The following is a 23,519-nucleotide window of genomic DNA, read 5'->3' on the forward strand; positions in this document are numbered from 1 at the left end:
CCCTATTCCGCGGCCACGCTGAGCGGCGGGCGGACAAAATCCTCGGGGAAATGCTTGATGGCGCTCATCACCGGATAGGGCGTGAAGCCGCCCAGGGCGCAGAGCGAGCCGAACTTCATCGTCTGGCAGAGATCCTCGATCAGCTTGAGGTTCGCTGCACCGCGCTCGCCGCGGATGATCTTGCCGATGGTCTCGACGCCGCGCGTCGAGCCGATGCGGCAGGGCGTGCACTTGCCGCAGGATTCGATGGCGCAGAACTCCATGGCGAAACGGGCCTGGCGCGCCATGTCGACCGTATCGTCGAACACGACGATGCCGCCGTGCCCGATCAGCCCGTCGCGCGCCGTGAAGGCCTCGTAGTCGAACGCCGTGTCGAACAGCGCGCGCGGGAAATAGGCACCCAGGGGACCACCGACCTGCACCGCCCGCACCGGACGGCCGCTCTGCGTGCCGCCGCCGATCTCGTCGACCAGCTCGCCCAGGGTCACGCCGAACGCCGCCTCGAACAGGCCGCCGTGCCTGATGTTGCCGGCGAGCTGGATCGGCATGGTACCGCGCGAGCGTCCCATGCCGAAGGCGGCATAGGCTTCCGCCCCTTCGGCCAGGATCCATGGCACGGTGGCCAGCGAGATCAGGTTGTTGATGACGGTCGGCCGGCCGAACAGGCCCTTGTGCGCGGGCAGCGGCGGCTTGGCGCGCACCTGCCCGCGCTTGCCCTCGATGCTCTCCAGCAGCGCGGTCTCCTCACCGCAGACATAGGCGCCGGCGCCGACACGCACTTCGATATCGAACCCTGCCGCGGCACCCAGCAGCCCATCGGCCTCGGCCAGCAGCACGGCGCGCTCGAAGGTGCGTATCGCATCGGGATATTCGGAGCGGATGTAGACGTAGCCCTTGGTCGCTCCGACGGCGAGGCCCGCGATCGCCATGCCCTCGATCAGCGCGAAAGGATCGCCTTCCAGAAGCATGCGATCGGCAAAGGTGCCGGAATCGCCTTCGTCGGCATTGCAGACGATGTATTTCCGATCGGCCGGCGCGTCGGCCACGGTCTTCCACTTGATGCCGGTCGGGAAGCCTGCGCCGCCCCGGCCGCGCAGGCCGGACTTCGTGACTTCCTCCAGTGTCCTCGCCGGCCCGAGGCTGCGGGCCCGTTCGAGCCCACGACCACCGCCATGGCGGCGCCAGTCTGCGAACGACAACGGATCGACAATGCCGCAGCGCGCGAAAGTGAGCCGCGTCTGACGCTTCAGGAAGGGAATGTCTTCAGGCCGGCCGAGATACAGGGGATGGCCGGCACTGGGCGGCAGCAATCCCGGAACATCGCGCAGAGTCACCGGCCCGAAGGCGATGCGACCGCCCGGCGTCTCGACCTCGACCATCGGCTCCAGCCAGAACAGGCCACGCGAGCCGGTGCGAACGATCTCGATGTCGATGCCCTGCCGCCTGGCCTCTTCGTGCAAGGCGATTGCAACCTTGTCGGCGCCCACGGCGCGGGCGGCGGCATCGCGCGGCACGAAGAAGCGCGTCGTCATCGCGCCACCTCATCGGCGATCTCGTCGATCGAGTCCGCGTTCAGCCGCGCCATCGGCTCGCCGTCGAGCATCGCCGAGGGCGCGGAGGCGCAGAGACCCAAACAATAGGTCGCCTCGACCGTGACCCTGCCGTCGGACGTGGTGCCGCCCCAGTCGAGGTCGAAGCGGTCGAGCACGCGGCGGGCAAAGGCCTCGCCGTCCATCGACTGGCAGGCCTCGGCGCGGCAGAGCTTCAGCACGTGGCGGCCTGCCGGCTCGCGACGGAAGTCGTGATAGAAGGAAACGACCCCATGCACCTCGGCGCGGGTGATGTTCAGCGCCTGCGCCAGGAAGGGAATGGCCAGCTCCGGGATGTAGCCGAATGCCGCCTGGAGATCGTGCAGGATGGGCAGCAACGGACCCTCCCGCCCGTCATGACGACGGACGATCTCAGTGGCCTCTGCCTCTTTCCAGCGCGACGACACTGTGCATTCCATCCAAAAGCGGCCGGCTGGTTGTTTCCACCGGCTCTGTCTTGCAGATGTTCTGCGCGCGAACGCTCGCCCTCAATAAAGCTGTTCAGTGGTGCAATAGAACAAACCTATCAAACCGCCTCCTTTGGGAGGCGCTTCGACGCCAATCAAACCAATGTCGCGGCCAACTGCGTGGCCTCGGAGACAAGGGCCGTCGCGAGGGGCGTCATGGGCTCGCGCCGGGGTACCACAAGGCCGATCGCATGCGAGGCGTCCGGCTCGACGATGGGGATCGAGCGCAGATGCTCGGTGAGGCCAAGCGTGTCGGCCAGCTTCTGCGGCATGACGCTGGCCCACCGGCCGGTGCGGACATGGGAGAACAGCACGATCATCGAATTGGATTCGAGCGTCGGGTCGGCCTGCCCGCCGGCCTCGGCCAGGAGCTGGTCGATGATGCGCCGGTTCTGCATGTCCGGCGTCAGCAGGCAGAGCGGGATCTTGCCGACCTCCGCCCAGGTGATGCTCTCGCGATCGCCGAACGGGCTGTCCTCCGAGGTGAGCAGCCGGTACTGCTCGGTATAGAGCGGCACGGCGCGCAACCGGCCGAGCGGCTCGTTGTCGATATAGGTCAGGCCGGCATCGACCTCGAGGTTCTCCAGCATCGACAGGATCTCGATCGAGGTCCGCGACAGGATGGTGAACTTCACGTTGGGATGCCTGGCGCGGAACGGCGTCGTGAGGGCCGAAACCATGGCGAGCGCCGTCGGGATGGCGGCGATGCGCAGCCGGCCGCTGAGCCCTTTCCTGAGCGAGCTCACCTCCTGCCGCATCGCCCGCGTATCGGCCACGATACCGCGCGCCCAGTCGAGCACGCGATCGCCCTCCGCCGTGAAGCCGATGAAGCGCGAGGTCCGCTGCACCAGCATCACGCCGAGCATGTCCTCGAGGCTCTTGATGCCGGCGGAGAAAGTGGGCTGCGTGACGCCGCACAGTTCGGCGGCCTTGCTGAAATTCCGCTCCTGGGCGAGTGCAAGCAGGAATTCCAGTTTGTCGATCATGGCGTCAGCCGGCGCCCAGCTTGTCGGCGTGCCACTTCATATGATCCTCGATGAAGCTCTGGATGAACCAGTAGGAATGGTCGTAGTCGGCGTGTCGACGCAGGACCAGTTCCTGCCCCGAAGCCGCGGCCGCCGCTTCAAGCGATCCCGGCTGGAGCTGCGTCTCGAGGAACTGATCCTTCAGCCCCTGGTCGACGAGGATCGGGACCGGCAAGCGCTGGCGGCGCATCAGCTCGCTGGCATCCCATGCCAACCAGCGTTCGCGATCCGACCCGATATAGTTGCCGAAAGCCTTCTCACCCCACGGCACGCCGGCGGGATTGCAGATCGGGGCGAAGGCGGAGACCGACCGGTAGGCTTGCGGATTCTTCAGCGCGACGATCAACGCGCCATGCCCGCCCATCGAATGGCCGAAAATCCCCCGCCGCGCCGTGTCGACCGGGAAGCTCGCCTCGATCAGCGCCGGCAGCTCCCGCGTCACATAGGAGTACATGCGATAGTTCCGCCGCCACGGCTCCGCCTCGGCATCGAGGTAGAAGCCGGCGCCGGTACCGAAATCCCAGTCGTCGTCCTCGCCCGGCAGGCCGAGGCCGCGCGGGCTGGTATCCGGCGCCACGAGGACGAGGCCGAGATCGGCGGCATGACGCAAGGCGCCGGCCTTGATCATGAAGGTCTCCTCGGTGCAGGTGAGGCCCGCAAGGAAGTAGAGCACCGGCCGGGGCCGCGCCGAGGCGCCCGGCGGGACATAGACCGAGACCTTCATCTCGGTGCCGGTCTCCGTCGAGGCATGGCTGTAGAAGCCGATCGTGCCCCCAAAGCACGACTGCTCGCTGCGCGTCGTCATCATCGCCATTTACTCACCACACCTGCTCGCGAACTACGGATTGCGAGCTTAGCCGGTCTCACTCGGCGCGGATATCGGCCGCCTTGATGACCTGGCCCCAGCGCGTCACTTCGGCCCGCAGGTATTCCTGGAAGCGCTGCGGCGTGTTGAGCACCATGTCGCTGCCCGAGGCGAGCAGGCGTTTGCGCACTTCGCCCTCGCCCAGCACCTGGCTGACATCGGTGTAGATCTTCTGCACCAGCTCCGGCGCCATGCCGGCGGGGCCGTAGAGCCCGTTCCAGGTCGCGGTCACGATATCCTTCTCGCCCGATTCGGCGATCGTGGGGACATCGGGCGCGAGCGGCGAGCGGGTCTCGCCGGTACTGACAATCGCCTTGAGCTTGCCCGTCTGCACATAGGGCATGGCCGACGGGATGTTGGCGAAGAGGACGCCCACCTGGTTGCCCATCACGTCGGCGAGCGCGGGTTGCTCGCCGCGGTACGGGACATGCACGCCCTTGAGATTGAGGCGCATGTTGAGCAGCTCGGACGTCATGTGCGGCGAGGAACCGATGCCGCCCGAGGCAAAGGTGACCTTGCCCGGATTGGCCCGCACGTAAGCCACCAGCTCCGCAAAGGTGGAGGCCGGAAAGGACGGATGCGCCACCAGCAGCATCGGCGTGGCGGTGAGGATGGTGATCGGCGTCAGGTCCTTGAGCGGATCGTAGGGCGACTTGGCGAAGATCTGCGGCGCCACCGCGATCGAGGTCTGGGGAGAGACGAGCAACGTGTAGCCGTCGGGCGCCGACCTCACCACCTGCTCCGCCGCCAGCATGCCGCTCGCGCCGGTGCGGCTCTCGATCATGACGGACTGGCCCCAGCGCTCCTTCAGCGCCTCGGCCAGCACGCGCGCCACGAAGTCGGTGCCGCCGCCGGCGGCGAAGCCGACCACGATCTTCACCGGCTTGTTCGGAAATGCCTGGCCGAAAGCCGGCAAGGCGCCTGCGGCCGTGGCTGCCAGCGAACCCATGACGGTGCGACGTGTGAACTTCATTATAGCCTCCCTTTATTCCTGTTCAGTTTTGCCGATTGTCGACGGAACGAATTTTTGCGTCAACGCAGTACCGCAGTCGGCCTCTTTCTGCTCGGTTCGGAAGAGCGTATAATTGGGCCGATGGCTGCAACCCCCTCTCGGATGCAAGGCCTTCTCGCCTTGCAAATAAAGATCTCCGGCTAGCTAGCGCTGATTTCGTGCATCCAGCGGCCGGAGGGCCGTTTTTTGTGCCGAAGTTCCGGGTGCTATCATGCGAATCCATCAACATCTGCTTTCTTTCGCCGTGGCATTGGCCCTGTGGAGCGGTGCTGCGAATGCCGGGTCGCCAGAACTCGAAGAGGCGGCGACCCTTCCGTCCACGGATTACCGTCGGGCGGCATGGATTGCGGTCGAGGTGCGCAATCACAACAGCGGTGCCAGCGGCGTGGCGGCCGTGCTCTTCGGCGTCGCGCAGGAACGCGGGCGCAACCGCCAAGCCAGCCTCCGGGTCCTTTGCCTGGACGGAGCGACGACCGTGCACCTCGATGTGGACGGCCTTCGGTCCAGCCTATGGGTCATCGGCCTGGGGGCGAGCCTCGACGGCAGCCGCCTCGACACGATCTTCTGGAAGTCCAGCCTCCAGGGCGGAAGCCTCGAACTGTCCGGTGAGCGGGCGATCGCTTTCGTGAGCGCCTTGTACGGCGGATCCGAACTGCGTCTCACGATCCCGCGGCCGCTCTCGGTTCCGTTCCTGCTCACCTTCGCCGTGAGCAACGCCGAACCGAGCATGCGTCTGCTGGCGGAGCGATGCCACTGGACGTCCGGACCGGCCCTCAGCGAAGGCGACGGAAAGACAGGGGGCGATCAGAAGTGAGCCTGAGCTGCGGATCTTTCGGTCGCTACATGTGAAGGAGGCGCAGGGCCGCGAGGTTGCACAGGTCGATCGAGCGGCCGCCAGCGCGCAGACCGATCAGGCCGTCGCGCGCGAATTGCATCAGCGTGCGTGACACGGTCTCGATGGTGAGGCCGAGATGGTCGGCGATGTCGGCGCGCTGCATCGGCAGATCCACATGGCCCTTGCCGCCAGCGAGACGTCCCGCGATGTCGAGCAGGAAGCTTGCGATCTTCTCCTGGGCGGTCTTGCGGCCGAGCAGCAGGATATGGTCCTGCGCCCGCTCGAGGCCGCGCATCATCGCGCTCCTGATCTCCTCGCCAAAGCCGGGATCGTCGGCGACGAACTCGCCCAGCCTGGACCGGCGAAAGGCAAGCACGGTCGTGTCCTCCAGCGTCTCGGCCGTGAAACGGTGCTCGGCGCCGGCTTCCAGCCCGAAGATGTCGCCGGGCAGGAGGAAGGCGTCGACCTGGCGGCGGCCGTCGCTCAGCAGCTTGCTGGACCGGATCGAACCAGTAACGACCTTGTAGAAGAACTCCGCCTCGTCCCCCTGGACATATAGCGCCTCCCCCCGGCACAGCCGGCGGCTCTGGCTCGCAAGAGCCGGGCGCCGAATGACCGGTGCGTGCAGGAAAACAGCGGTCGGCATGGCGTGTGAGCGAATGGCGGTGGCGGTCTGCATGGCGTCCCCTGCTGGATGCAACGCAATCTGGGTACCGCCGCCCCTTCCCTGCCACCATTCGGGTCTTGGACTAAGGGATTCTACGTAGCCGGATCGGCGGTCGGCGCCGCCGCCAGGACCATGCGCACCAAGCTCGACAGGCTGTCGGCCTGCATCTTGGTCATGACATTGGCCCGATAGACCTCGACGGTCCGGGCACTGATGCCGAGATCGTAGGCGATCACCTTGTTTGCCTTGCCGTCGACCAGACCCTGCAGCACCTCGCGTTCGCGCTCCGACAGGATGGCGAGCCGGGTGCGGATGGCAGCGATCCGCGCCTCGTGCGTGCTGTCGCGCGCATGCCGCGCCAGCGCCGTGCGGATGGAGCCGAGCAGCACTTCGTCGTCGAAAGGCTTTTCGATGAAGTCGACAGCCCCTGCCTTCATGGCCTGCACCGCCAGCGGCACGTCGCCGTGGCCGGTCATGAGGATGACCGGAAGCCTTGGCTTGAGCTCGGCCAGTCGCTTCTGCAACTGCAGCCCGTCCATGCCGGGCATGCGGATGTCGGTCACGACGCAGCCGTTGTGTATTTCCGGCAGCACCTGGAGGAAGGATGTCGCCGAATCATGGACACGCACGGCGAGCCCCGCCGTGCTGAGCAGGAACGCCAGCGACTGGCGGACGTCCGAATCGTCGTCGATCACATGAACGACCTGGCTAGACACGTTCCAAGTCCTCGGTATTGGCGCTGGGCAAGGTGAAGCGGAAGACCGTGCCGCCGCCCTCCCGCCGGTCGGCGGAGATCCTGCCGCCGTGCGCCTCGATAATGGTACGGCAGATCGAGAGGCCAAGCCCCATTCCCTTGCGCTTGGTGGTGACAAAGGGCTGGAAGAGGTTGCGCGCCACCTCGGGCGCAAGTCCGCTACCAGAATCCGCGACGCTCACCTCGACCAGACCATTCTCACGGGTCGCCGTCGCAATCTCGAGCCGGCGCGGTTGAGGCGAATCGAGCAGCGCCTCGATGGCATTGCGGATGAGATTGACCAGCACCTGCTGGATCTGGATGCGGTCGGCCAGCACGAGGACCGCCTGCGGATCGAGGCGGAAGACGGTCTCGATGCCGCCTTCGCGCGTGCCGATCAGCGCCAGGGTGCTCGCATCCTCGATCAGCCTGGGAAGACTCTCGACCGTGCGTTCGTTCTCGCCGCGCGCCACGAACTCGCGCAGCCGGCGGATGATCTGCCCGGCGCGCAAGGCCTGGTCGGCCGCCTTGCCGATCGCGTCGCGCAACACGACGGCGTCCTCACCGTCGAACCGCTGCAGGATCCGCAGCGAGCCCTTGAGGTAGTTGTTGATGGCGGTCAGCGGCTGGTTGATCTCGTGCGCCAGCGTCGAGGCCATCTCGCCCAGTGCCGTGAAGCGCGACATGTGAGTCACTTCCGACTGCAGCTCCTTCAGCCGCGATTCGGTGATCTGCTGGTCGGTGAGATCCCTGATGAAGCCGGTGAAATGGTGGCGGTCGCCGGTGCGCAGTTCGCCGACGGTGAGGTGCATCGGGAAGGTCGAGCCATCCTTGCGCTGGCCGACCACGATGCGGCCGATCCCGATGATCCGCCGCTCACCGGTCGCGAGATAGCGCCCGATATAGGCGTCGTGCCGCTCGCGATCGGGCGACGGCATCAGGATGCTCACATTCCGGCCCGCGATCTCGTCGTGGGCATAGCCGAACAGCCGCTCCGCGGTGGTGCTGAGGGATTCGATGCGGCCCTTCTCGTCGATGATGATCATCGCGTCGGGCACGGTCTGCAGGATCGACCGCAACCGGGCCTCGGCCGCCTCCAGCGCCAGGCCGAGCGAAGGCTCGCTCATTGTAAAATCGTGCTCATTTCCTGCGGCCGAAGATAGCACGCCGCGGCCGTCGCGCGGCAACGCGTCAACCCGCCGTCACGGACGAATGAAGGACAGCGGCGCATCCTCGTCGAGATTGTCGGCCGCCGCCGCGAGTTCCGCGGCGATGTCGTCGTTCGAACGGCCGAGCCGGAACAACCGGATCGCCTCCGACAGGAGGCAACGCGCGACGACGTCGGGCTCGATGCCCTTGGCCGAGGCTTCGGCCAGCGCTGCCTCGACGTGCCGCGAGACCAGGAGATGGGTGCTCATAGAGAGGTTCCTTCAGATGCCTCGGGAATGGCGGCCGTCGGTGTGGGCAAGATGCGGATCGAAGGCCGCGCAGACGAACCGCACGAACGGCCGGCCGCGATCGGTCACCTGCAGCCGTTCGCCGTCGCAACGGACAACACCGTCGTCGAGCAGATCCGACAGGGACTCGATATCCTTGGTAAACGTGTCCGGCGCCGCGTCATGGCGCTGGCGGACCTCGGCGAGATCCACCGAAAAGTCGCACATCAGCCGTTCGATGACCTCGCCGCGCAGACGGTCGGTGGCGGTGAGTTCGCGGCCGCGCATGGTCGCGAAGGCACCGGCCTCGATCGTCGCGACATAGCGCCGGGCGTCGGCGGCGTTCTGGGTGTAGCCATCGGGCAGGCTGGAGATCGCCGACGCGCCCAGCCCCATCACCGAGGGCTGGGCCTCGGCGACATAGCCCTGGAAGCTGCGTCGCAGCCCGCCGCTTTCTGCCGCGGTCGCGAGCGCATCGCCGGGCCGCGCATAGTGATCGAGCCCGACGCGGACATAGCCTGCCGCGACCAGGCGTTCCGCGACCAGCTCCGCCATCTCCATGCGCACGGTCGTGGCCGGCAGGGCGGCCGTATCGATCAAACCCTGCCGTGACTTCATCCACGGCACATGGGCATAGCCGAACACCGCGAAGCGGTCGGGCGTCAGCGCAATGGCGGCGTCCAGGGTATCGGCAAGCGTCTCCACCGTCTGGTGCGGCAGGCCATAGACCAGGTCGATGTTGATGCCCGCGATGCCGGCGCCGCGCAGCCGCTCGATGGCAGCGGTGGTATCTTCAATCGACTGCCGGCGATTGATCGCCTGCTGCACGCCGATGTCGAAATCCTGCACGCCGAGGCTCGCCCGGCCGACACCCATCTCGGCCATTGCGTCGACCAGCGTCCGGTCACAGAAACGCGGATCGATCTCCATCGACGTCTCGGCACCCACCGCACGCTGGAAGCGCGCGGCCAGCCGCCGCGAAACCTCGATGAGACGCGATGCGCCCAGTTGCGAGGGCGTGCCGCCGCCCCACTGGATCGCGCCGATCTTCATGCCCGGCGCGGCTTCGGCAGCAAGGTCGATCTCGCGCAGCAGGGCATTTGCATAGGCGTCGAGCGATTCCGGCCGGTTCACCGCCGAGGTATTGCAGGCGCAGTACCAGCAGAGCCGCGCGCAGAACGGCACGTGCAGGTAGACCGTCGAGCAGCCCCCGGCGAGCGCGGCAAGCCAGGCGCGATGCTCGACCGGACCAACGGCGCCGTGGAACTGCGCCGCCGTCGGATAGCTCGTATAACGCGGGACCTGCCGGTCATACCTCGCGGATGTCGTGGTCTCCATCGCCGCGATCTCTCAATGCGAGATCAGGACGGGGACGGTCATGCTGGCGAGCAGCGTGCGGCTCACCCCGCCCAGCACCATCTCGCGCACACGGCTATGGCCGTAGATTCCCATCACGATCAGGTCGGCCGCGAGATCGGCCGCCCGCGACAGGATCACGCCGCCGACATCGCTGTCGGTGGCGACGTCGCGCTGCACCGTCACCTTGACGCCGTGCCGCGCCAGCCATTGCGCCACGTCGGCGCCCGGTTCGGCACCATGGCCGTTGGACGACGTCCGCGGGTCGACCACGAGGATCGTCACTTGGGCCGCCGTGCGCAGGAACGGCAGCGCGTCGGCCACCGCCCGCGCGCTTTCCCGCGTCGCGTTCCAGCAGACCATGACGTTGCTTCCCGGCGGGCGGCGCACACCGATATGCGGCACGACCAGGCAGGGCCGACCGGTCGCCAGGACCACCGCTTCGGGAAGATCGGAGGGCGTCGGCGTCCGCTCGTCGGGATCGGTCTGGCCCAGGACCAGCAGGTCGGCGTAACGCGCCTGGATGATGAGTTCGCTGTCGATGAAGCCGTCGGCGACGCGCCATTCGGGCGTGAGCTGCCGGCCTTTCAGGGCCTTGTCGAACGAAGCGCGTGCCGCCGCCTCGTCGGCCTGGGTGCCCGCTTCGTAAGCGGCGAAGGCGCTGTCCATCGCCACGCCGCCTTCGAAGAACACCGGCGCCTGGAAAGGCGGCCGGACATGGACGCCGACCAGATGGGCGCCTACGCGTTCGGCCAGGTCCGCGGCGACCGCGAGCCGCTGCGGCACCTTGGGACTCGCATCGCAATGAACGAGGATCGTCTTGTAGCTCATGGGGACCTCCGCCGGCTGTCGTGCTGTTCTGTCACGGCGGTCGCGGGTCGACCTTGATTCAGGTCAAGACCTCGAAGCGATCGCCGGTGTCCAATCGCGCGATGACCGAGTGGATCTCGAAACTGATCGCCCTGTGCGGCAGCGGCCTTGCCACGGCCGGCAGCGAGCCGCTTGCCCTGCCGGCCGCCCTCTTCGTGGCCGGACTGGCCGGCGGCGCGCTGCATTGCTCCGGCATGTGCGGTCCTTTCGTGCTGGGCCAGGTGATGAGCGCCGGCAATGCCGGCTCGCAGCACTATGGCGAATGGCGCCGGCTGGGCGCGGCCGCGCTTGCGCCCTATCACCTCGGGCGCGCGACCACCTATGTCTCGCTCGGCGCCTTGTCGGGCGGTGCGACCGCTCTCTTCGCCTCGACCACCGGCTTCGCCTGGCTATCGTCCCTCCTTCTCGTCTCGGCTGCGTTGCTGTTGATTGCGCAGGCGGCCGGGCTCGTCGTCGGCCGCACGACGCCGTGGAGCGCGGCCCTCTCGCGTCTCGCCGCCCCGCTGTCGCGGTCGCACCGCGCGGCCGGGCGCTACGGGCAGGGCGTGTTGCTGGGATTCCTGCCCTGCGGCCTGCTCTACGGCGCGCTGGCTGCCGCTGCCGGCTCGGCGTCAATGGTCTACGGCGCTCTCGCCATGCTGTCCTTCGCGCTGGGCACGATGCCGGCGCTGGTGGCGGTCGGCTGGGGCGGCCTGCTGCTGCGGCGTCGCCTGCGCGAGGCCGGCCGATGGATTGCGGCGCCCATCCTCCTGGCCAACGCCGTGCTCATGCTCACCCTGGCAAGTCAGCGGATCTGATCTCGCCCGGCTGCTGCGGCTCGAAGCTCACCACGTCGCGATAGGCGTGCCACGTCGCATGGGCGACCACCGGCAGGACGACGACCAGGCCGAGCAGGCCCGGTACCATCGCCATGGCGACCAGCAGTACGATCAGGCCTGCCCACAGCAGCATCGGCCGCGGATTGAGGCGCACGGCGGCGACCGAAGTGGCGATGGCCTCGAACAGGTTCGAATGCCGGCGATCGAGCAGGTAGGGGATCGAGAAGGCGCCGATGACGAAGGCAAGCGCGGCCAGCACCGCGCCGATCGCCACGCCCGCCGCCAGGAACGGCAGGCTGCGCGCGGAATGCCAGACGATATCCATGAAGCGATCCCACGACGGCACGCCCTGGCCGTCGAAGAGCGCGAACAGGAGCTGGGCGATGCGCATCCAGGCGAGATGCAGCAACAGCAGCACGAGCCCCATCAGCGCGATCTGGTCGGGATTGCGCCGCCAGGCGCCGAGCGTCGTCTCGCCGTCGACCGGCAATCCGGCACCGAGCCGGCGGCTGGTCTCGTAGAGGCCGACGGCCATGAAGGGGCCGACGAAGAAGAAGCCGGCGCTGAGCGGCAGGACCAGCCAGGGCTGGTCGAGCCACAGCAACAGCACGATGGCTGCCCAGCCCGCAGCCACCGGTACGACGCCCCAGGCGAGGCCGCTCACCGGCGAGGCCCACAGGTCGTTCCATCCCGCGGCCAGCCAGATCCACGGCCGGTCGATGGGCACGCGCCTTATGTGCGGCGTCGGCCCCGGGAAAACGGCGACGGAGGAGCTCATGGCGTCTTTGTTCCGGACATGATGCGACACTTCATACCGGGAAGCGGCGCGAAGCCTTGACCCACATCAAGGGAGCCGCCGGCACCCCTCCCTAGTCTCCTCCCGTCAAAGCGGGAGAGATCATGTCGAATCCAGCCATCCTGCCAGCCGGCGCACTTCACGTGCCCTTGCCGCACCGGGCGACCGCGCCGCGCTATGTCGAGGATCCGATCCGCGCCGCCGTGGTGCTGTCGATGTTCTGGGGCATCGTGGCCTTTCTCGCGGGCGTGGTGATCGCCGCCCAGCTCGTCTGGCCGCAGCTCAGCTTCGACAGCCCCTATCTCACCTTCGGCCGCCTGCGGCCGCTGCACACCTCGGCCGCGATCTTTGCCTTCGGCGGCACGGCGCTGATCGGCACGGCCTTCCATGTCGTGCAGCGCACCTGCCGCGCCCGCCTGTTCGGCGGCGCGCCGCTCGGCTGGTTCGTGCTGCTGGGTTACCAGTTCTTCATCGTCATGGCGGCGGCCGGCTACCTGCTCGGCATCACGCAGAGCAAGGAGTACGCCGAGCCCGAATGGTTCGTCGACCTGTGGCTGACCATCGTCTGGGTCGCCTTCCTGATCGCCTATCTCGGCACCGTGATGAAGCGCGAGGAGCCGCACATCTACGTGGCCAACTGGTTCTACCTCGCCTTCATCATCACCATTGCGATGCTGCACATCGTGAACAACCTCGCGCTGCCGGTGTCGATCACCGGGACCAAGAGCTACGGCGCCTGGTCGGGCGTGCAGGATGCGATGATCCAGTGGTGGTACGGCCACAACGCGGTCGGCTTCTTCTTGACCGCGGCGTTCCTCGGGATGATGTACTACTACATCCCGAAGGCTGCGAACCGGCCGGTCTACTCCTACCGCCTGTCCATCGTGCACTTCTGGTCCCTGGTGTTCATGTACATCTGGGCCGGCCCGCACCACCTGCACTACACGTCGCTGCCCGACTGGGCGCAGACGCTGGGCATGGTCTTCTCGGTCATGCTGTGGATGCCGAGCTGGGGCGGCATGATCAACGGCCTGATGACCTTGTCGGGCGCGTGGGACAAGCTGCGCACCGATCCCGGCCTGCGCTTCTCCGTCACCGCCGTCGGCTTCTACGGCATGGCGACGTTCGAGGGCCCGGTCATGTCGATCAAGGCCGTCAACTCGCTCAGCCACTACACCGACTGGACGATCGGCCATGTCCATTCCGGCGCGCTGGGCTGGGTCGCCTTCATCGTGTTCGGCACGCTCTACTACATGGTGCCGAAGCTGTGGAACCGGCCCGCCATGTGGTCGACGCGCCTGATCGGCTGGCACTACTGGATCGCGACCATCGGCATCGTCCTCTACATCACCGCGATGTGGGTAAGCGGCATCATGCAGGGCCTGATGTGGCGTGCCTACGACGAGCTGGGCTTCCTGCAATACTCGTTCGTCGAGACGGTTGCCGCGATGCAGCCCTTCTACGCGATCCGCCTGCTGGGCGGGCTCTGCTTCCTCACCGGTGGCCTGCTGATGGGCTACAACATGTGGCGCACGATCCGCGGCGAGGCCGAAAGCCTCGCCACGCGTCCCCGCCCTGCCCTCGCGGCCTAAGGAGACGCGCGATGTTCATCCGTCACGAATGGATCGAGAAGAACGTCATCCTGATGCTGGTGCTGACGCTGATCACGGTGTCGATCGGCGGACTGGTGCAGATCATTCCGCTGTTCACCATCGAGACGACGATCGAGCGGATCGACGGCGTGCGGCCCTACACGCCGCTCGAGCTGCTGGGTCGCAACATCTACATCCGCGAGGGCTGCTACACCTGCCACAGCCAGCAGATCCGTCCCTTCAAGGACGAGGTCGAGCGCTACGGCCATTACAGCCTCGCCGCCGAGAGCATGTACGACAAGCCGTTCCAGTGGGGCTCCAAGCGCACCGGCCCCGACCTGGCGCGCGTCGGCGGCCGCTACTCCAACGACTGGCACGTCGCCCATCTCGTCTCCCCGCGCGCCGTGGTGCCGGAGAGCATCATGCCGGCCTATCCGTTCCTGGCCGACAAGCCGCTCGAATACGCAGACATCGCCCAGCACCTCAAGACGCTGCGCGCGGTCGGCACGCCCTACACCGACGAGATGATCGCCAATGCCAACGCCGACCTCGAGGCGCAGGTCAATCCCGACCTCGATCCGACGGCCCTGGAGAAACGCTATCCGCGCGCCGTCGTCGGCAAGTTCAACACCGACAAGACCGGCATCACCGAGATGGATGCGCTGGTGGCCTACCTGCAGATGCTGGGCACGCTGGTGCGCTTCGGCGACCTGCCGCCCGAACGGCTGCGGCAATAGGGGGCGATCATGGACCTCCATTCTCTGGGCGAGTTCCTCGGCTCGCTATGGACCGTGTGGGCGCTGCTCGTCTTCGCCGGCATCGCCTTCTGGGCGTGGCGGCCGCGCAACAGGAAGCGCTTCGAGAAGGACGCCCAAATTCCCCTGAACGACGACGATCGCTGAAGGACCCGTCATGCCGACCAAGATCGAGAAGGACAGACTGTCGGGCCGCGACACGACCGGCCATGAGTGGGACGGCGTCAAGGAGCTGAACACGCCGCTGCCGACCTGGTGGGTCTATACGTTCTATGCCTGCATCGTCTTCGCCGCGGTCTACTGCGTGCTCTACCCGTCCTGGCCGTGGCTGAACGGCCATACCGACGGCGTGCTGGGCTATTCGAGCCGAGCCGAGCTCACCCGAGAACTCGACGCGCAGGCCAAGGCACGCGCCGTGTTTGTCGACCGCATTCGCAAGACCAAGCTTGCCGACATCTCGAAGGAACCCGAGCTGTTCAACTTCGCGATGGCGGGCGGCCGCTCTGCTTTCCAGACCAATTGCATGCAGTGCCATGGCGCCGGCGGCGCCGGCAACACGGGCTTCCCCAACCTGGTCGACGACGACTGGCTGTGGGGCGGCAGCCTCGACCAGATCTACGCCACCATCCAGCACGGCATCCGCAATGCCGACGACCAATCGCGCCAGTCGATGATGCCGCGCTTTGGCGCCGACGGGATGCTGACCGGCGCGCAGGTCGCGGCCGTGACCGACTATGTGCTGAGCCTGTCCGGCAAGGCCAAGGCGACCGAGGAAGGCGCGCAGATCTTCAAGGACCAGTGCGTCGCCTGTCACGGCGCCGAGGGTAAGGGCAACCAGGAGCTGGGCGCGCCCAACCTCGCCGACGGGCTGTGGCTCTATGGCGGCGATCGCGAGCAGGTCTATCGCTCCATCTTCTATGCCCGCAACGGCAGCATGCCGGCGTGGAGCGGCCGTCTCGACGAGGCGACGATGAAGATGCTGGCCATCTACGTCCACGCGCTGGGCGGCGGCCGCTAGGCCCGATGAAGGCGGACAGGCAATGGACATCCGGGTCCAGGACGACGAGGCGGTCTCCCTGCGCACGCAGAAGGAGGCGATGCCGCTCTACGTCACGCGCATCAAGGTCTATCCGCGCGCGGTATCCGGCCTCTGGCGCCGGGTCAAATGGGCCGTCCTCGCCGTCCTGCTCGGCATCTACTACCTGGTGCCGTGGATCCGCTGGGACCGCGGACCCAACGCACCCGACCAGGCGATCCTGATCGACCTCGACGGACGGCGCGGCTGGTTCTTCGACGTCGTGATCTGGCCGCAGGAAGTCTACTTCGTCACGGGCTTCCTGATCCTCGGCGCTTTCGGCCTGTTCCTCGCCTCCTCACTGTTCGGCCGCGTCTGGTGCGGCTTCACCTGCCCGCAGACCGTATGGACCGACCTCTTCATGTGGATCGAGCGGCGGATCGAGGGCGACCGCAACGAACGCATGCGGCTCGACCGCCAGCCGATGTCGTTCAACAAGGCGGCGCGCAAGACGCTGAAGCACGCGGCCTGGCTGGTCATCGCCGCCGCGACCGGCGGCGCCTGGGTCTTCTACTACGTCGATGCGCCCGGCACCCTGGTGAAGATCTTCCGCGGCGAGGCCTCGATGGAAGTCTATGCCTGCGTGGCCCTGCTGACCTCGACGACCTATCTGCTGGCCGGCTGGGCTCGCGAGCAGGTCTGCACCTACATGTGCCCGTGGCCGCGCTTCCAGGCCGCGATGCTCGACGAGCAGAGCGTGATCGTCACCTATCAGAAGTGGCGCGGCGAGACGCGCGGCAAGCACAAGGCGGGCGACAGCTGGCAGGGCCGCGGCGACTGCGTCGACTGCAATCTCTGCGTCGCCGTCTGCCCGACCGGCATCGACATCCGCGACGGCCAGCAGATCGAATGCATCGGCTGCGGCCTCTGCATCGACGCCTGCGCACCGACCATGGACAAGGTCGGCCGTCCGCGCGGGCTGATCCGCTGGGACACGCTGGCCAACCAGCAGGTGAAGGAGCAGACCGCGGGCAAGACACGGGCGCGCTGGCGCCCCGTGCGGCCACGTACGATTCTCTACGCTGGCCTGCTGCTCGCCGTTACGACGGTCATGCTGGCGGCCTTTGCGCTGCGCACCCAGACCGATCTCGCGGTGCAGCGCGACCGCAGTCCCAACTTCGTGCGCCTGTCGAATGGCGACATCCGCAACGCCTACACGCTCAAGATCTTGAACAAGCAGCGCGACGAACGTCAGTACCGCGTGACACTCGACGGTTTGCCGCAGGCCGCGCTCGGCTTCGTCGGCGCCGAGGTCGAGGGCGACGGACCACGGGCGACCCTCACCGTGCATCCCGACGCGGTCGGTACTTTCCGGGTCTTCGTCACCGTGCCCGCCGCTGCCGCACCGTCCGGCGCGAAGCCGATCACCTTCGAGGTGAGCGACGAGGCGCGCGGCGGCACCTCTTCGCACGACGCGGTATTCGTCGGGCCAGGACACTGAGGAGAGACGCCATGACCGTCACCACGCAGGATACCGTCCGCCGCAGCCGCCACATCCCCTGGCTGTTCGTCCTGGGCTTCGCGATCGTCATCGCCGTCAACGGGACCATGATCTGGTTCGCGGTTGGCTCGTTTTCCGGCCTCTACACACCGAAGCCGCGCGACCGCGGCCTGCACTTCAACGAAGTTGTTGCCGCCCAGCAGGCCCGCGACGCGCTGGGCTGGTGCATTGCCCCGCTCTGGCATGTCGAAAGCGACCGGCTCGAGCTTGTCCTGTCCGACCGCGACGGCGCACCGCTCCCCGGCGCCCGTGTCACGGTCGAGCTCGTGCGGCCGGCCGAGAAGCGGCCGCCGCTCGCCGTCGCCCTGACGGAAGTCGGCGCCGGCCGGCATGCGGGCTCTGTCGCCCTGCCGGCGCGCGGCAACTGGGATCTCGACATCGTCGTGGAACGCGACGGCCAGCGCTTCGCCCAGACGCAGCGCATGTTCCTCAAATGACCGACGCCGCCCTCTTCGCCGCACCCGCTGCCGCCCGCACGCATCAGGCCTGTGCGCATTGCGGCGCGCCGGTGCGGGGTGCTGGCGAGTTCTGCTGCAGCGGATGCGCCAGCGCACATGCGATCATCGGCGCGGCAGGTCTCGACAGCTTCTATCGCCGGCTGGAAGAACGTCACGCACGGCGTCCCGACCCGTTCGAGACCGACTTCACGGCGCACGCGCGCGAGAACGGCAAGGGCGAGACTTCGCTCGACCTGCTGGTCGACGGGCTCGACTGCGCGGCCTGCGTCTGGTTGATCGAGAGCCTGCTGGCGCGCAATCCCGCGGTCACGAAGGCGCGCGTGCATCTCTCGACGCGGCGGCTCTCGATCGCCTGGCGCGGCACGCCCGCCGAGGCAAATGCGCATGCCGGCCTGGTCGCGGCGCTGGGCTTCCGCCTCGCGCCCTACGACGCGCTGGCCGCAACCGCCGAGGACGACCGCGAGGCGCGCGACCTCCTCCGCGCGCTGGGCGTCGCGGGTTTTGCCGCGGCCAACGTCATGCTGCTCTCGGTCGCCGTCTGGTCGGGCCATGACGGTTCGATGGGCGACGCGACGCGCACGCTGTTCCATTGGCTCTCCGCCGCCATCGCCCTGCCGGCCGTGGCCTATGCCGGCCGGCCCTTCTTCCGCTCCGCCCTCGCAGCCCTGCGCAACGGGCGCACCAACATGGACGTGCCGATCTCGATCGGCGTAACGCTCGCCTGCCTCGTCAGCCTGCACGAGGCCTGGGCCGGCCAGCAGCACGCCTATTTCGACTCGGCGATCACGCTGCTCTTCTTCCTGCTGATCGGCCGCTATCTCGACCGCCGCGCGCGCGGCCGCGCCCGGCGCGCCGTCCGCGCGCTGATGGCGCTGGCAAGCCGCAGCGCCACCGTCGTCACGGAGGATGGCGGCACGGTCTCGCGTCGCGTCGACTCACTGGCGCCGGGCGACCTGCTACTGGTCGCGGCCGGCGAGCGGCTGGGCGCCGACGGTATCGTGAGCGACGGCAGCTCCGCGCTCGATGCCTCGCTGGTCACCGGCGAGAGCGTGCCGCAGCCCGTGACGCCCGGCGCCCGCGTCTTTGCCGGCATGATCAACATGGGCGCTGCGATCCGCGTGAGGGTCACGGCCGCCGGCGAGCGCACCTTGCTGGCCGAGATCGTGCGGCTGGTCGAGGCGGCCGAGCGCGGCCGTTCGCGCTTCGTCGCGATCGCCGATCGTGTCGCGCGTGCCTATGCGCCGGTGGTGCACGCAACCGCGCTGCTCACCTTCCTCGGCTGGTTCTTCCTGGGCGGGCTCGCCTGGGACCGCGCGCTGCTGGTCGCGACGGCGGTGCTGATCATCACCTGCCCCTGCGCACTGGCGCTCGCGGTGCCGGTCGTGCAGGTCGTGGCGGCGACACGGCTGCTGCGCGCCGGCGTGCTTCTCCTCTCACCCGCCGCGCTCGAACGGCTGGCCGAGATCGACCATGTCGTGCTCGACAAGACCGGCACGCTCACCCTCGGCCGGCCCGAGCTGGTCGAGGCGCCCGACGACCCTGAGGCGAGGCGCTGCGCCGCCTCGCTCGCCGCCGCCTCGCGTCATCCGCTCGCGCGAGCCCTGGTGCGCGCCCTGCCCGAAACATCGGTGGCCGGCGGTATCGTCGAGCATCCCGGCCAGGGACTCGCCACCCAGGATGCGCGTCTGGGCTCAGCGACCTTCTGCGGAGTGACCGACGCGGTCGACGACGGGCGCTCCGAACTGTGGCTGGCGCGCACAGGCCACGCACCACAGCGTTTCGCCTTCGCCGACCAATTGCGTCCCGACGCTGCGGCGACGGTCGCCGCCCTGAAGAAGCTCGGCCTGACGGTCGAACTTCTATCCGGCGACCGGCCGACGACCGTCTCCGATGCCGCGCGTGCCACCGGCATCGAGACCTGGCATGGCGAGGTCACGCCGCCGCAGAAGGCCGAACGGCTGGCGGCCCTTGCCGCGCAAGGCCACAAAGTCCTGATGATCGGCGATGGGCTCAACGATGCGCCCGCGCTGGCAGCCGCGCATGCGTCGCTCTCGCCGTCCACGGCCGCCGAAGTGACGCAGAACGCCGCCGACGCGGTCTTCCAGGGCGATGCGCTCGCGCCGGTCGTCGAGCTGCTCGACGTCGCACGTCGCTCGGACCGGCTGGTCCGGCAGAACCTCGCGCTGGCGCTGCTCTACAATCTCAGCGCCGTGCCACTGGCGATCATCGGCGAGGTGACGCCGCTCGTCGCGGCCGTAGCGATGTCCTCATCCTCGCTGCTGGTGATCGGCAATGCCCTTCGGCTCGGGCTGCGGCCGCCCCCTCAAGAGAGGCGCTGATGGACAGCCTCCTGGTCCTGGTGCCGGCCGCGCTGCTGCTCGGCCTTCTCGCCCTCGCGGCTTTCCTGTGGGCGCTGCGCAACGGCCAGTACGACGACCCCGACGGGGCGGCCGGCCGCATCCTGTTCGACGACGACGACAAGTGAAGGAGAAAACGATGTCTCACTGGATCATGGGCGTGTTCGTGGGCCTGCTGGGCCTCGCCGGCCTGTTCATGGCGGGCGCCGCGCGCGACTTCGGCATCCTGGCCTTCGGCCTGTCGGTCAGCCTGTTCGCGGTCCTGTTCTGCGGATGGATGATCAGGACCGCGTTCGACGAAGCCGAACGCGGCATCGACGTTCCGCGCGAGCAGCCGTGACGCCCCCACGCCCCCTTAGGACTTGGGCAGGAAGTCGTTGGTGTAGACGTCGCTTGCCTTCACATCGGTCTTGAACTCGAAGGCCTGCTTCATGAACTTGAGCGTGCCTTCCCAATCCTCGGCCGCCATGTAGCCGAACGGCTTGCCGGCGGTCGCCTTGGTATGGAGATAGGGCGGCGTGCGCTTGAGCTGCTCGAGCAGCAGCTCCTTGTCGGCGCCCGGGCGCGCCGCGACCAGCGCGTCGACCGCGACCTCCTGATTCTTCAGTCCTTCGTCGAACGACTTGGTCGTGGCGGCGAGGAAGCCCTTCAGCAGCTGGGCCTTCTCGGCGGCCGTCTTCTTGTGCACGAAGATGCCGCCGCCCAGCATGTTCACGCCATAGTCGGCGTATTTGATCGGCGGCTCGATCGGCTTCTGGCGGGCGATGCGCAGCGCATCGGTGAATTCCCAGCCGATCATGAAGTCGATCTTGCCGGTCAGCAGCGAGGTGTGGACCACGGCGTGGCTGAGCTGGACCTTCTTCACCTTCGATTCGTCGATGCCGGCCGCCGCGGCGAAGGCCGGGAAGAGCTTGGTCGAATAGTCGTCGGGATTGTAGCCCCAGGTCTTGCCTTCGATGTCCTTGGGCTTGGTGATGCCCGACCCCTTCAGGGAAATAATGCCGTCGGGCATGGTCTGGATCATGCCGGCGATGGCCATGAGCTGGCGGCCCTGCGAGACGCCCAGCGACATGGTGGCGAGACTCGCGATGCCGATCGTGTCGGCGCCTTCCGAAATGGCGGTCATCGTCGACAGGCTGCCCTTGCCGTCGAAGATCTGCAGGTCGACGCCGGCATCCTTGTAGTAGCCCTTGGCCACGCCATAGAAGTAAGGAGCGTGATAGCCCGACGGCGTCCAGTCGAGCCGCAGGGTCGCCGGTTGCGCCTGCGCCCTTGCGCCGCTTGCCCCGAGGCCCGCCGCCACGACAAGACCACCACCCAGCATCGTCCGTCTTTTCATCGTCGTCATTTCAGTCTCCGCTGTTCCCTGTTCTTCTGATTGTCTTCTTCACATCGGCACTTCGCCGCGCACCCAGGTGCGATGAACGACGCGCACATAGCGGTCGCGATCGAAGGGCGTCCCGGTGTGCATCGTGCAGCGATTGTCCCAGACCAGGATGTCGCCGACCCGCCACTTGTGGCGGTAGACGAACTGGTCCTGGACCGCGAACTGCATCAGCTCCTTGATGAGGGCGAGGCCGGCCTCCGTCTCCATGTCGACGATGCCCCTGGGCGTGCGAGTCGACAGGCCCCACAAAGTGCGCCTTCCATCCGCAGGATGACGCCGGATCAGGGGATGGAAGACGTCGGGGAAATCGGCCTTCTCCTTTTCCGACAGTTCGCGATTCTGCCGGGCCGCCAGATTGGCGTAGCTGTGATGGACGACCAGCCCGTCGATTTCCTGCTGCCTCTCCGCGGGCAGCGCATTCCACGCTGCGCAGGTGTCGGCAATCAGCGTGTCGGAGCCCTCGTCCGGCACCTCGCGCGCATGCAGGAACGTGTAGGCCGCCGGGCGCTGCGCATAGTTGAGGTCGGTGTGCCAGGCTCCGCCCGGCTCGGGATCGCCGATCGGCTTGCCGTCGACGATCTTGTTGGAGATCACGAAGACCTCCGGCACGCCGGGGACGGTGAATTTCGGCAGGCCGCCGGGGGCGGGCTCACCGAAGGCGCTGGTGAACGCGACCTGGTCCTCGGGCGTGAGGTCCTGGTCGCGGATGACGATGGCGCCGTTCAGCGCCAGCACGTCGGAAATCTCCTTGAGCGTCTCCGGCGGCGCGGTCCTCACATCCACGCCGCTGATCTCTGCACCGAAATCGTGCAGGAGGGGCCGCGTTTCCATCCCGGTCACGCCCCCTTCTTCGGCAGGAACTCGTCGGAGTAGAGGTCGGCCGCCTTCACGTCGCTCTTGAACTCGAAGGCCTGCTTCATGAGCTTCAGGGTCTGGTCCCAGTCCTCGGCGGCCATGTAGCCGAAGCCCTTGCCGGCGCTGTACTTCGTCTGGAAGTAGGGCTCGGTACGCTTCAGTTGCTCCACCATCAGCGCACGATCGAGGCTCGGCCGTGCCGCGACCAACGCATCGACGGCCGCTTCCGGATTGGCCTTGGCCTCGTCGAAGCCGCGTACCGTCGCCGCCATGAAGCCGCGCAGCAGCGCAGGCTTCTCGGCTGCCGTCTTTTTGTGCACGAACATGCCGCCGCCCAGCATGTTCACGCCCGAATCGGCGTAGCGGATGATCGGCTCGATGGGACGCTGGCGCTCGATATTGAGCCCCGTCGTGCAATCCCAGCCAATCATGAAGTCGATCTTGCCCTGCAGCAGCGAGGGCAGGACGACGGCGTGGCTGAGCTGGACCTTCTTGATCTTGCTCTCGTCGATGCCCGCCGCGGCGGCATACATCGGGAAGAGCCGCGTCGCGTAGTCCTCGGGATTGTAGCCCCAGGTTTTGCTTTCGACGTCCTTGGGCTTGGTGATGCCCGAGCCCTTCAGGGAGATGATGCCGTCGGGCAGTGTCTGGATCATGCCGCCGATGGCCATGAGCTGGCGGCCCTGCGAGACCGAGAGCGCCATGGTCGCAAGGCTGGCGATGCCGATCGTGTCGGCGCCTTCCGAAATGGCGGTAAGGGCCGCGAGGCTGCCCTTGCCGTCGAAGATCTGCAGGTCGACGCCGGCTTCCTTGTAGTAGCCCTTGGCCAGCGCGAAGAAATAAGGGGCGTGATAGCCCGACGGCGTCCAGTCCAGCCGCAGGGTTGCAGGCTGCACCTGGGCCATCGCCTTGCCCGAGCTGAGAAGGGCGGCGGCCGTTGCCGTCCCGAACCCACGTCGCGTGAGAGCGAACCGTCCAGAACCCATGATCCAACTCCTCTGCCAACAGTTGGCATGGATTTGGAATGCAATTGGTATACCACGCCCGAACCGGGCGCGGATGAATCGAGG

At 67.4% G+C, this 23,519-nt stretch carries 25 protein-coding genes and 1 pseudogene; 11 read left to right on the forward strand and 15 right to left on the reverse strand.

Annotation, left to right across the window (positions count from 1 at the left end; all coding sequences use genetic code 11):
* Window positions 1-2: 2 nt before the first annotated feature.
* The 5 genes from AC1ROX_RS23095 to AC1ROX_RS23115 all read right to left on the reverse strand — a co-directional run bounded on the left by AC1ROX_RS23095 (window position 3) and on the right by AC1ROX_RS23115 (window position 4,919).
* Window positions 3-1,532 carry a formate dehydrogenase beta subunit gene (locus AC1ROX_RS23095; RefSeq protein WP_493129543.1) on the reverse strand — a complete coding sequence of 510 codons (1,530 nt, stop codon included), beginning with the start codon at window positions 1,530-1,532 and terminating at the stop codon, window positions 3-5.
* Window positions 1,529-2,008: a formate dehydrogenase subunit gamma gene (locus AC1ROX_RS23100; RefSeq protein ID WP_493129545.1), complete on the reverse strand. Its 480-nt coding sequence runs from the start codon at window positions 2,006-2,008 to the stop codon at window positions 1,529-1,531. The genes AC1ROX_RS23095 and AC1ROX_RS23100 overlap by 4 nt, the downstream gene beginning before the upstream one ends.
* Before the next feature lie 143 nt (window positions 2,009-2,151).
* Window positions 2,152-3,042, reverse strand: coding sequence for a LysR family transcriptional regulator (locus AC1ROX_RS23105; protein WP_493129547.1), 891 nt, complete (start codon window positions 3,040-3,042; stop codon window positions 2,152-2,154).
* A gap of 4 nt (window positions 3,043-3,046) precedes the next feature.
* Complete coding sequence (fghA, locus tag AC1ROX_RS23110; RefSeq protein WP_493129549.1) at window positions 3,047-3,895, reverse strand: S-formylglutathione hydrolase; 849 nt, start codon at window positions 3,893-3,895, stop codon at window positions 3,047-3,049.
* Window positions 3,896-3,944: 49 nt separating this feature from the next.
* Window positions 3,945-4,919 carry a Bug family tripartite tricarboxylate transporter substrate binding protein gene (locus AC1ROX_RS23115; RefSeq protein WP_493129551.1) on the reverse strand — a complete coding sequence of 325 codons (975 nt, stop codon included), beginning with the start codon at window positions 4,917-4,919 and terminating at the stop codon, window positions 3,945-3,947.
* A 250-nt stretch (window positions 4,920-5,169) separates the two neighbouring features.
* Here AC1ROX_RS23115 and AC1ROX_RS23120 point away from each other — a divergent pair, with 250 nt between their 5' ends.
* Window positions 5,170-5,772 carry a hypothetical protein gene (locus tag AC1ROX_RS23120; RefSeq protein ID WP_493129553.1) on the forward strand — a complete coding sequence of 201 codons (603 nt, stop codon included), beginning with the start codon at window positions 5,170-5,172 and terminating at the stop codon, window positions 5,770-5,772.
* A gap of 25 nt (window positions 5,773-5,797) precedes the next feature.
* On the opposite strand, the gene AC1ROX_RS23125 is transcribed toward AC1ROX_RS23120, so the two are convergent.
* The 6 genes and pseudogenes from AC1ROX_RS23125 to AC1ROX_RS23150 form a co-directional block, all read right to left on the reverse strand.
* Entirely contained in the window at window positions 5,798-6,472 is a 675-nt protein-coding gene (locus AC1ROX_RS23125; protein WP_493129555.1) for a helix-turn-helix domain-containing protein, read from the reverse strand.
* An 80-nt stretch (window positions 6,473-6,552) separates the two neighbouring features.
* Window positions 6,553-7,176, reverse strand: coding sequence for a response regulator FixJ (gene fixJ, locus AC1ROX_RS23130; protein ID WP_493129557.1), 624 nt, complete (start codon window positions 7,174-7,176; stop codon window positions 6,553-6,555).
* Window positions 7,169-8,293, reverse strand: a pseudogene (locus AC1ROX_RS23135) (two-component system sensor histidine kinase NtrB); the annotation flags it as partial. The pseudogene AC1ROX_RS23135 and the gene fixJ, both read right to left, overlap by 8 nt.
* Window positions 8,294-8,395: 102 nt before the next feature.
* Window positions 8,396-8,611 carry a hypothetical protein gene (locus AC1ROX_RS23140; RefSeq protein ID WP_493129559.1) on the reverse strand — a complete coding sequence of 72 codons (216 nt, stop codon included), beginning with the start codon at window positions 8,609-8,611 and terminating at the stop codon, window positions 8,396-8,398.
* A 12-nt stretch (window positions 8,612-8,623) separates the two neighbouring features.
* The gene (hemN, locus tag AC1ROX_RS23145; protein ID WP_493129561.1) at window positions 8,624-9,967 is read right to left on the reverse strand and encodes an oxygen-independent coproporphyrinogen III oxidase; all 1,344 of its coding nucleotides are present in this window, start codon (window positions 9,965-9,967) and stop codon (window positions 8,624-8,626) included.
* A gap of 12 nt (window positions 9,968-9,979) precedes the next feature.
* On the reverse strand, window positions 9,980-10,816 hold the full coding sequence (locus AC1ROX_RS23150) for a universal stress protein (protein ID WP_493129563.1): 837 nt from the start codon (window positions 10,814-10,816) through the stop codon (window positions 9,980-9,982).
* Window positions 10,817-10,917: 101 nt separating this feature from the next.
* On the opposite strand from AC1ROX_RS23150, the gene AC1ROX_RS23155 reads away from it, so the two are divergent.
* Window positions 10,918-11,652, forward strand: a complete 735-nt coding sequence (locus AC1ROX_RS23155) for a sulfite exporter TauE/SafE family protein (RefSeq protein WP_493129565.1) — start codon at window positions 10,918-10,920, stop codon at window positions 11,650-11,652.
* Here the strand turns inward: AC1ROX_RS23155 and AC1ROX_RS23160 are convergent.
* Window positions 11,627-12,451 (reverse strand): DUF2189 domain-containing protein, encoded by an 825-nt coding sequence (locus tag AC1ROX_RS23160; protein ID WP_493129567.1) that lies wholly within the window; start codon window positions 12,449-12,451, stop codon window positions 11,627-11,629. The genes AC1ROX_RS23155 and AC1ROX_RS23160 overlap by 26 nt on opposite strands.
* Before the next feature lie 122 nt (window positions 12,452-12,573).
* Between AC1ROX_RS23160 and ccoN the strand changes: the two genes are divergently transcribed.
* The 9 genes from ccoN to AC1ROX_RS23205 are packed head-to-tail and all read left to right on the forward strand — an operon-like array spanning window position 12,574 to window position 20,547.
* Entirely contained in the window at window positions 12,574-14,061 is a 1,488-nt protein-coding gene (gene ccoN, locus AC1ROX_RS23165) for a cytochrome-c oxidase, cbb3-type subunit I (protein WP_493129569.1), read from the forward strand.
* Window positions 14,062-14,072: 11 nt separating this feature from the next.
* Window positions 14,073-14,798 (forward strand): cytochrome-c oxidase, cbb3-type subunit II, encoded by a 726-nt coding sequence (gene ccoO / locus AC1ROX_RS23170; protein WP_493129571.1) that lies wholly within the window; start codon window positions 14,073-14,075, stop codon window positions 14,796-14,798.
* Between the two features lie 9 nt (window positions 14,799-14,807).
* Window positions 14,808-14,963 (forward strand): cbb3-type cytochrome oxidase subunit 3, encoded by a 156-nt coding sequence (locus tag AC1ROX_RS23175; protein ID WP_493129573.1) that lies wholly within the window; start codon window positions 14,808-14,810, stop codon window positions 14,961-14,963.
* A gap of 10 nt (window positions 14,964-14,973) precedes the next feature.
* Window positions 14,974-15,834, forward strand: coding sequence for a cytochrome-c oxidase, cbb3-type subunit III (gene ccoP, locus AC1ROX_RS23180; RefSeq protein WP_493129575.1), 861 nt, complete (start codon window positions 14,974-14,976; stop codon window positions 15,832-15,834).
* 22 nt (window positions 15,835-15,856) lie between these two features.
* Window positions 15,857-17,332 carry a cytochrome c oxidase accessory protein CcoG gene (gene ccoG / locus AC1ROX_RS23185; protein ID WP_493129577.1) on the forward strand — a complete coding sequence of 492 codons (1,476 nt, stop codon included), beginning with the start codon at window positions 15,857-15,859 and terminating at the stop codon, window positions 17,330-17,332.
* An 11-nt stretch (window positions 17,333-17,343) separates the two neighbouring features.
* A complete protein-coding gene (locus AC1ROX_RS23190) occupies window positions 17,344-17,829 on the forward strand; it encodes a FixH family protein (RefSeq protein ID WP_493129579.1) in 486 nt (161 codons plus the stop codon).
* Window positions 17,826-20,189 (forward strand): copper-translocating P-type ATPase, encoded by a 2,364-nt coding sequence (locus tag AC1ROX_RS23195; protein WP_493129581.1) that lies wholly within the window; start codon window positions 17,826-17,828, stop codon window positions 20,187-20,189. The genes AC1ROX_RS23190 and AC1ROX_RS23195 overlap by 4 nt, the downstream gene beginning before the upstream one ends.
* The gene (gene ccoS / locus AC1ROX_RS23200; protein ID WP_493129583.1) at window positions 20,189-20,335 is read left to right on the forward strand and encodes a cbb3-type cytochrome oxidase assembly protein CcoS; all 147 of its coding nucleotides are present in this window, start codon (window positions 20,189-20,191) and stop codon (window positions 20,333-20,335) included. The genes AC1ROX_RS23195 and ccoS overlap by 1 nt, the downstream gene beginning before the upstream one ends.
* A gap of 11 nt (window positions 20,336-20,346) precedes the next feature.
* Entirely contained in the window at window positions 20,347-20,547 is a 201-nt protein-coding gene (locus AC1ROX_RS23205; RefSeq protein ID WP_493129585.1) for a hypothetical protein, read from the forward strand.
* 15 nt (window positions 20,548-20,562) lie between these two features.
* Here AC1ROX_RS23205 and AC1ROX_RS23210 read toward each other — a convergent pair whose 3' ends face one another.
* Genes AC1ROX_RS23210 through AC1ROX_RS23220 form a run of 3 tightly spaced genes read right to left on the reverse strand, consistent with a single transcriptional unit; the run spans window position 20,563 to window position 23,435 of the window.
* Window positions 20,563-21,555 carry an ABC transporter substrate-binding protein gene (locus tag AC1ROX_RS23210; protein WP_493129587.1) on the reverse strand — a complete coding sequence of 331 codons (993 nt, stop codon included), beginning with the start codon at window positions 21,553-21,555 and terminating at the stop codon, window positions 20,563-20,565.
* Between the two features lie 39 nt (window positions 21,556-21,594).
* Window positions 21,595-22,425 carry a TauD/TfdA dioxygenase family protein gene (locus tag AC1ROX_RS23215; protein WP_493129738.1) on the reverse strand — a complete coding sequence of 277 codons (831 nt, stop codon included), beginning with the start codon at window positions 22,423-22,425 and terminating at the stop codon, window positions 21,595-21,597.
* A 5-nt stretch (window positions 22,426-22,430) separates the two neighbouring features.
* On the reverse strand, window positions 22,431-23,435 hold the full coding sequence (locus AC1ROX_RS23220) for an ABC transporter substrate-binding protein (protein WP_493129589.1): 1,005 nt from the start codon (window positions 23,433-23,435) through the stop codon (window positions 22,431-22,433).
* Window positions 23,436-23,519: the final 84 nt, after the last annotated feature.

The sequence above is a fragment of the Reyranella sp. GW821-FHT14A01 genome (genome assembly GCF_058803965.1).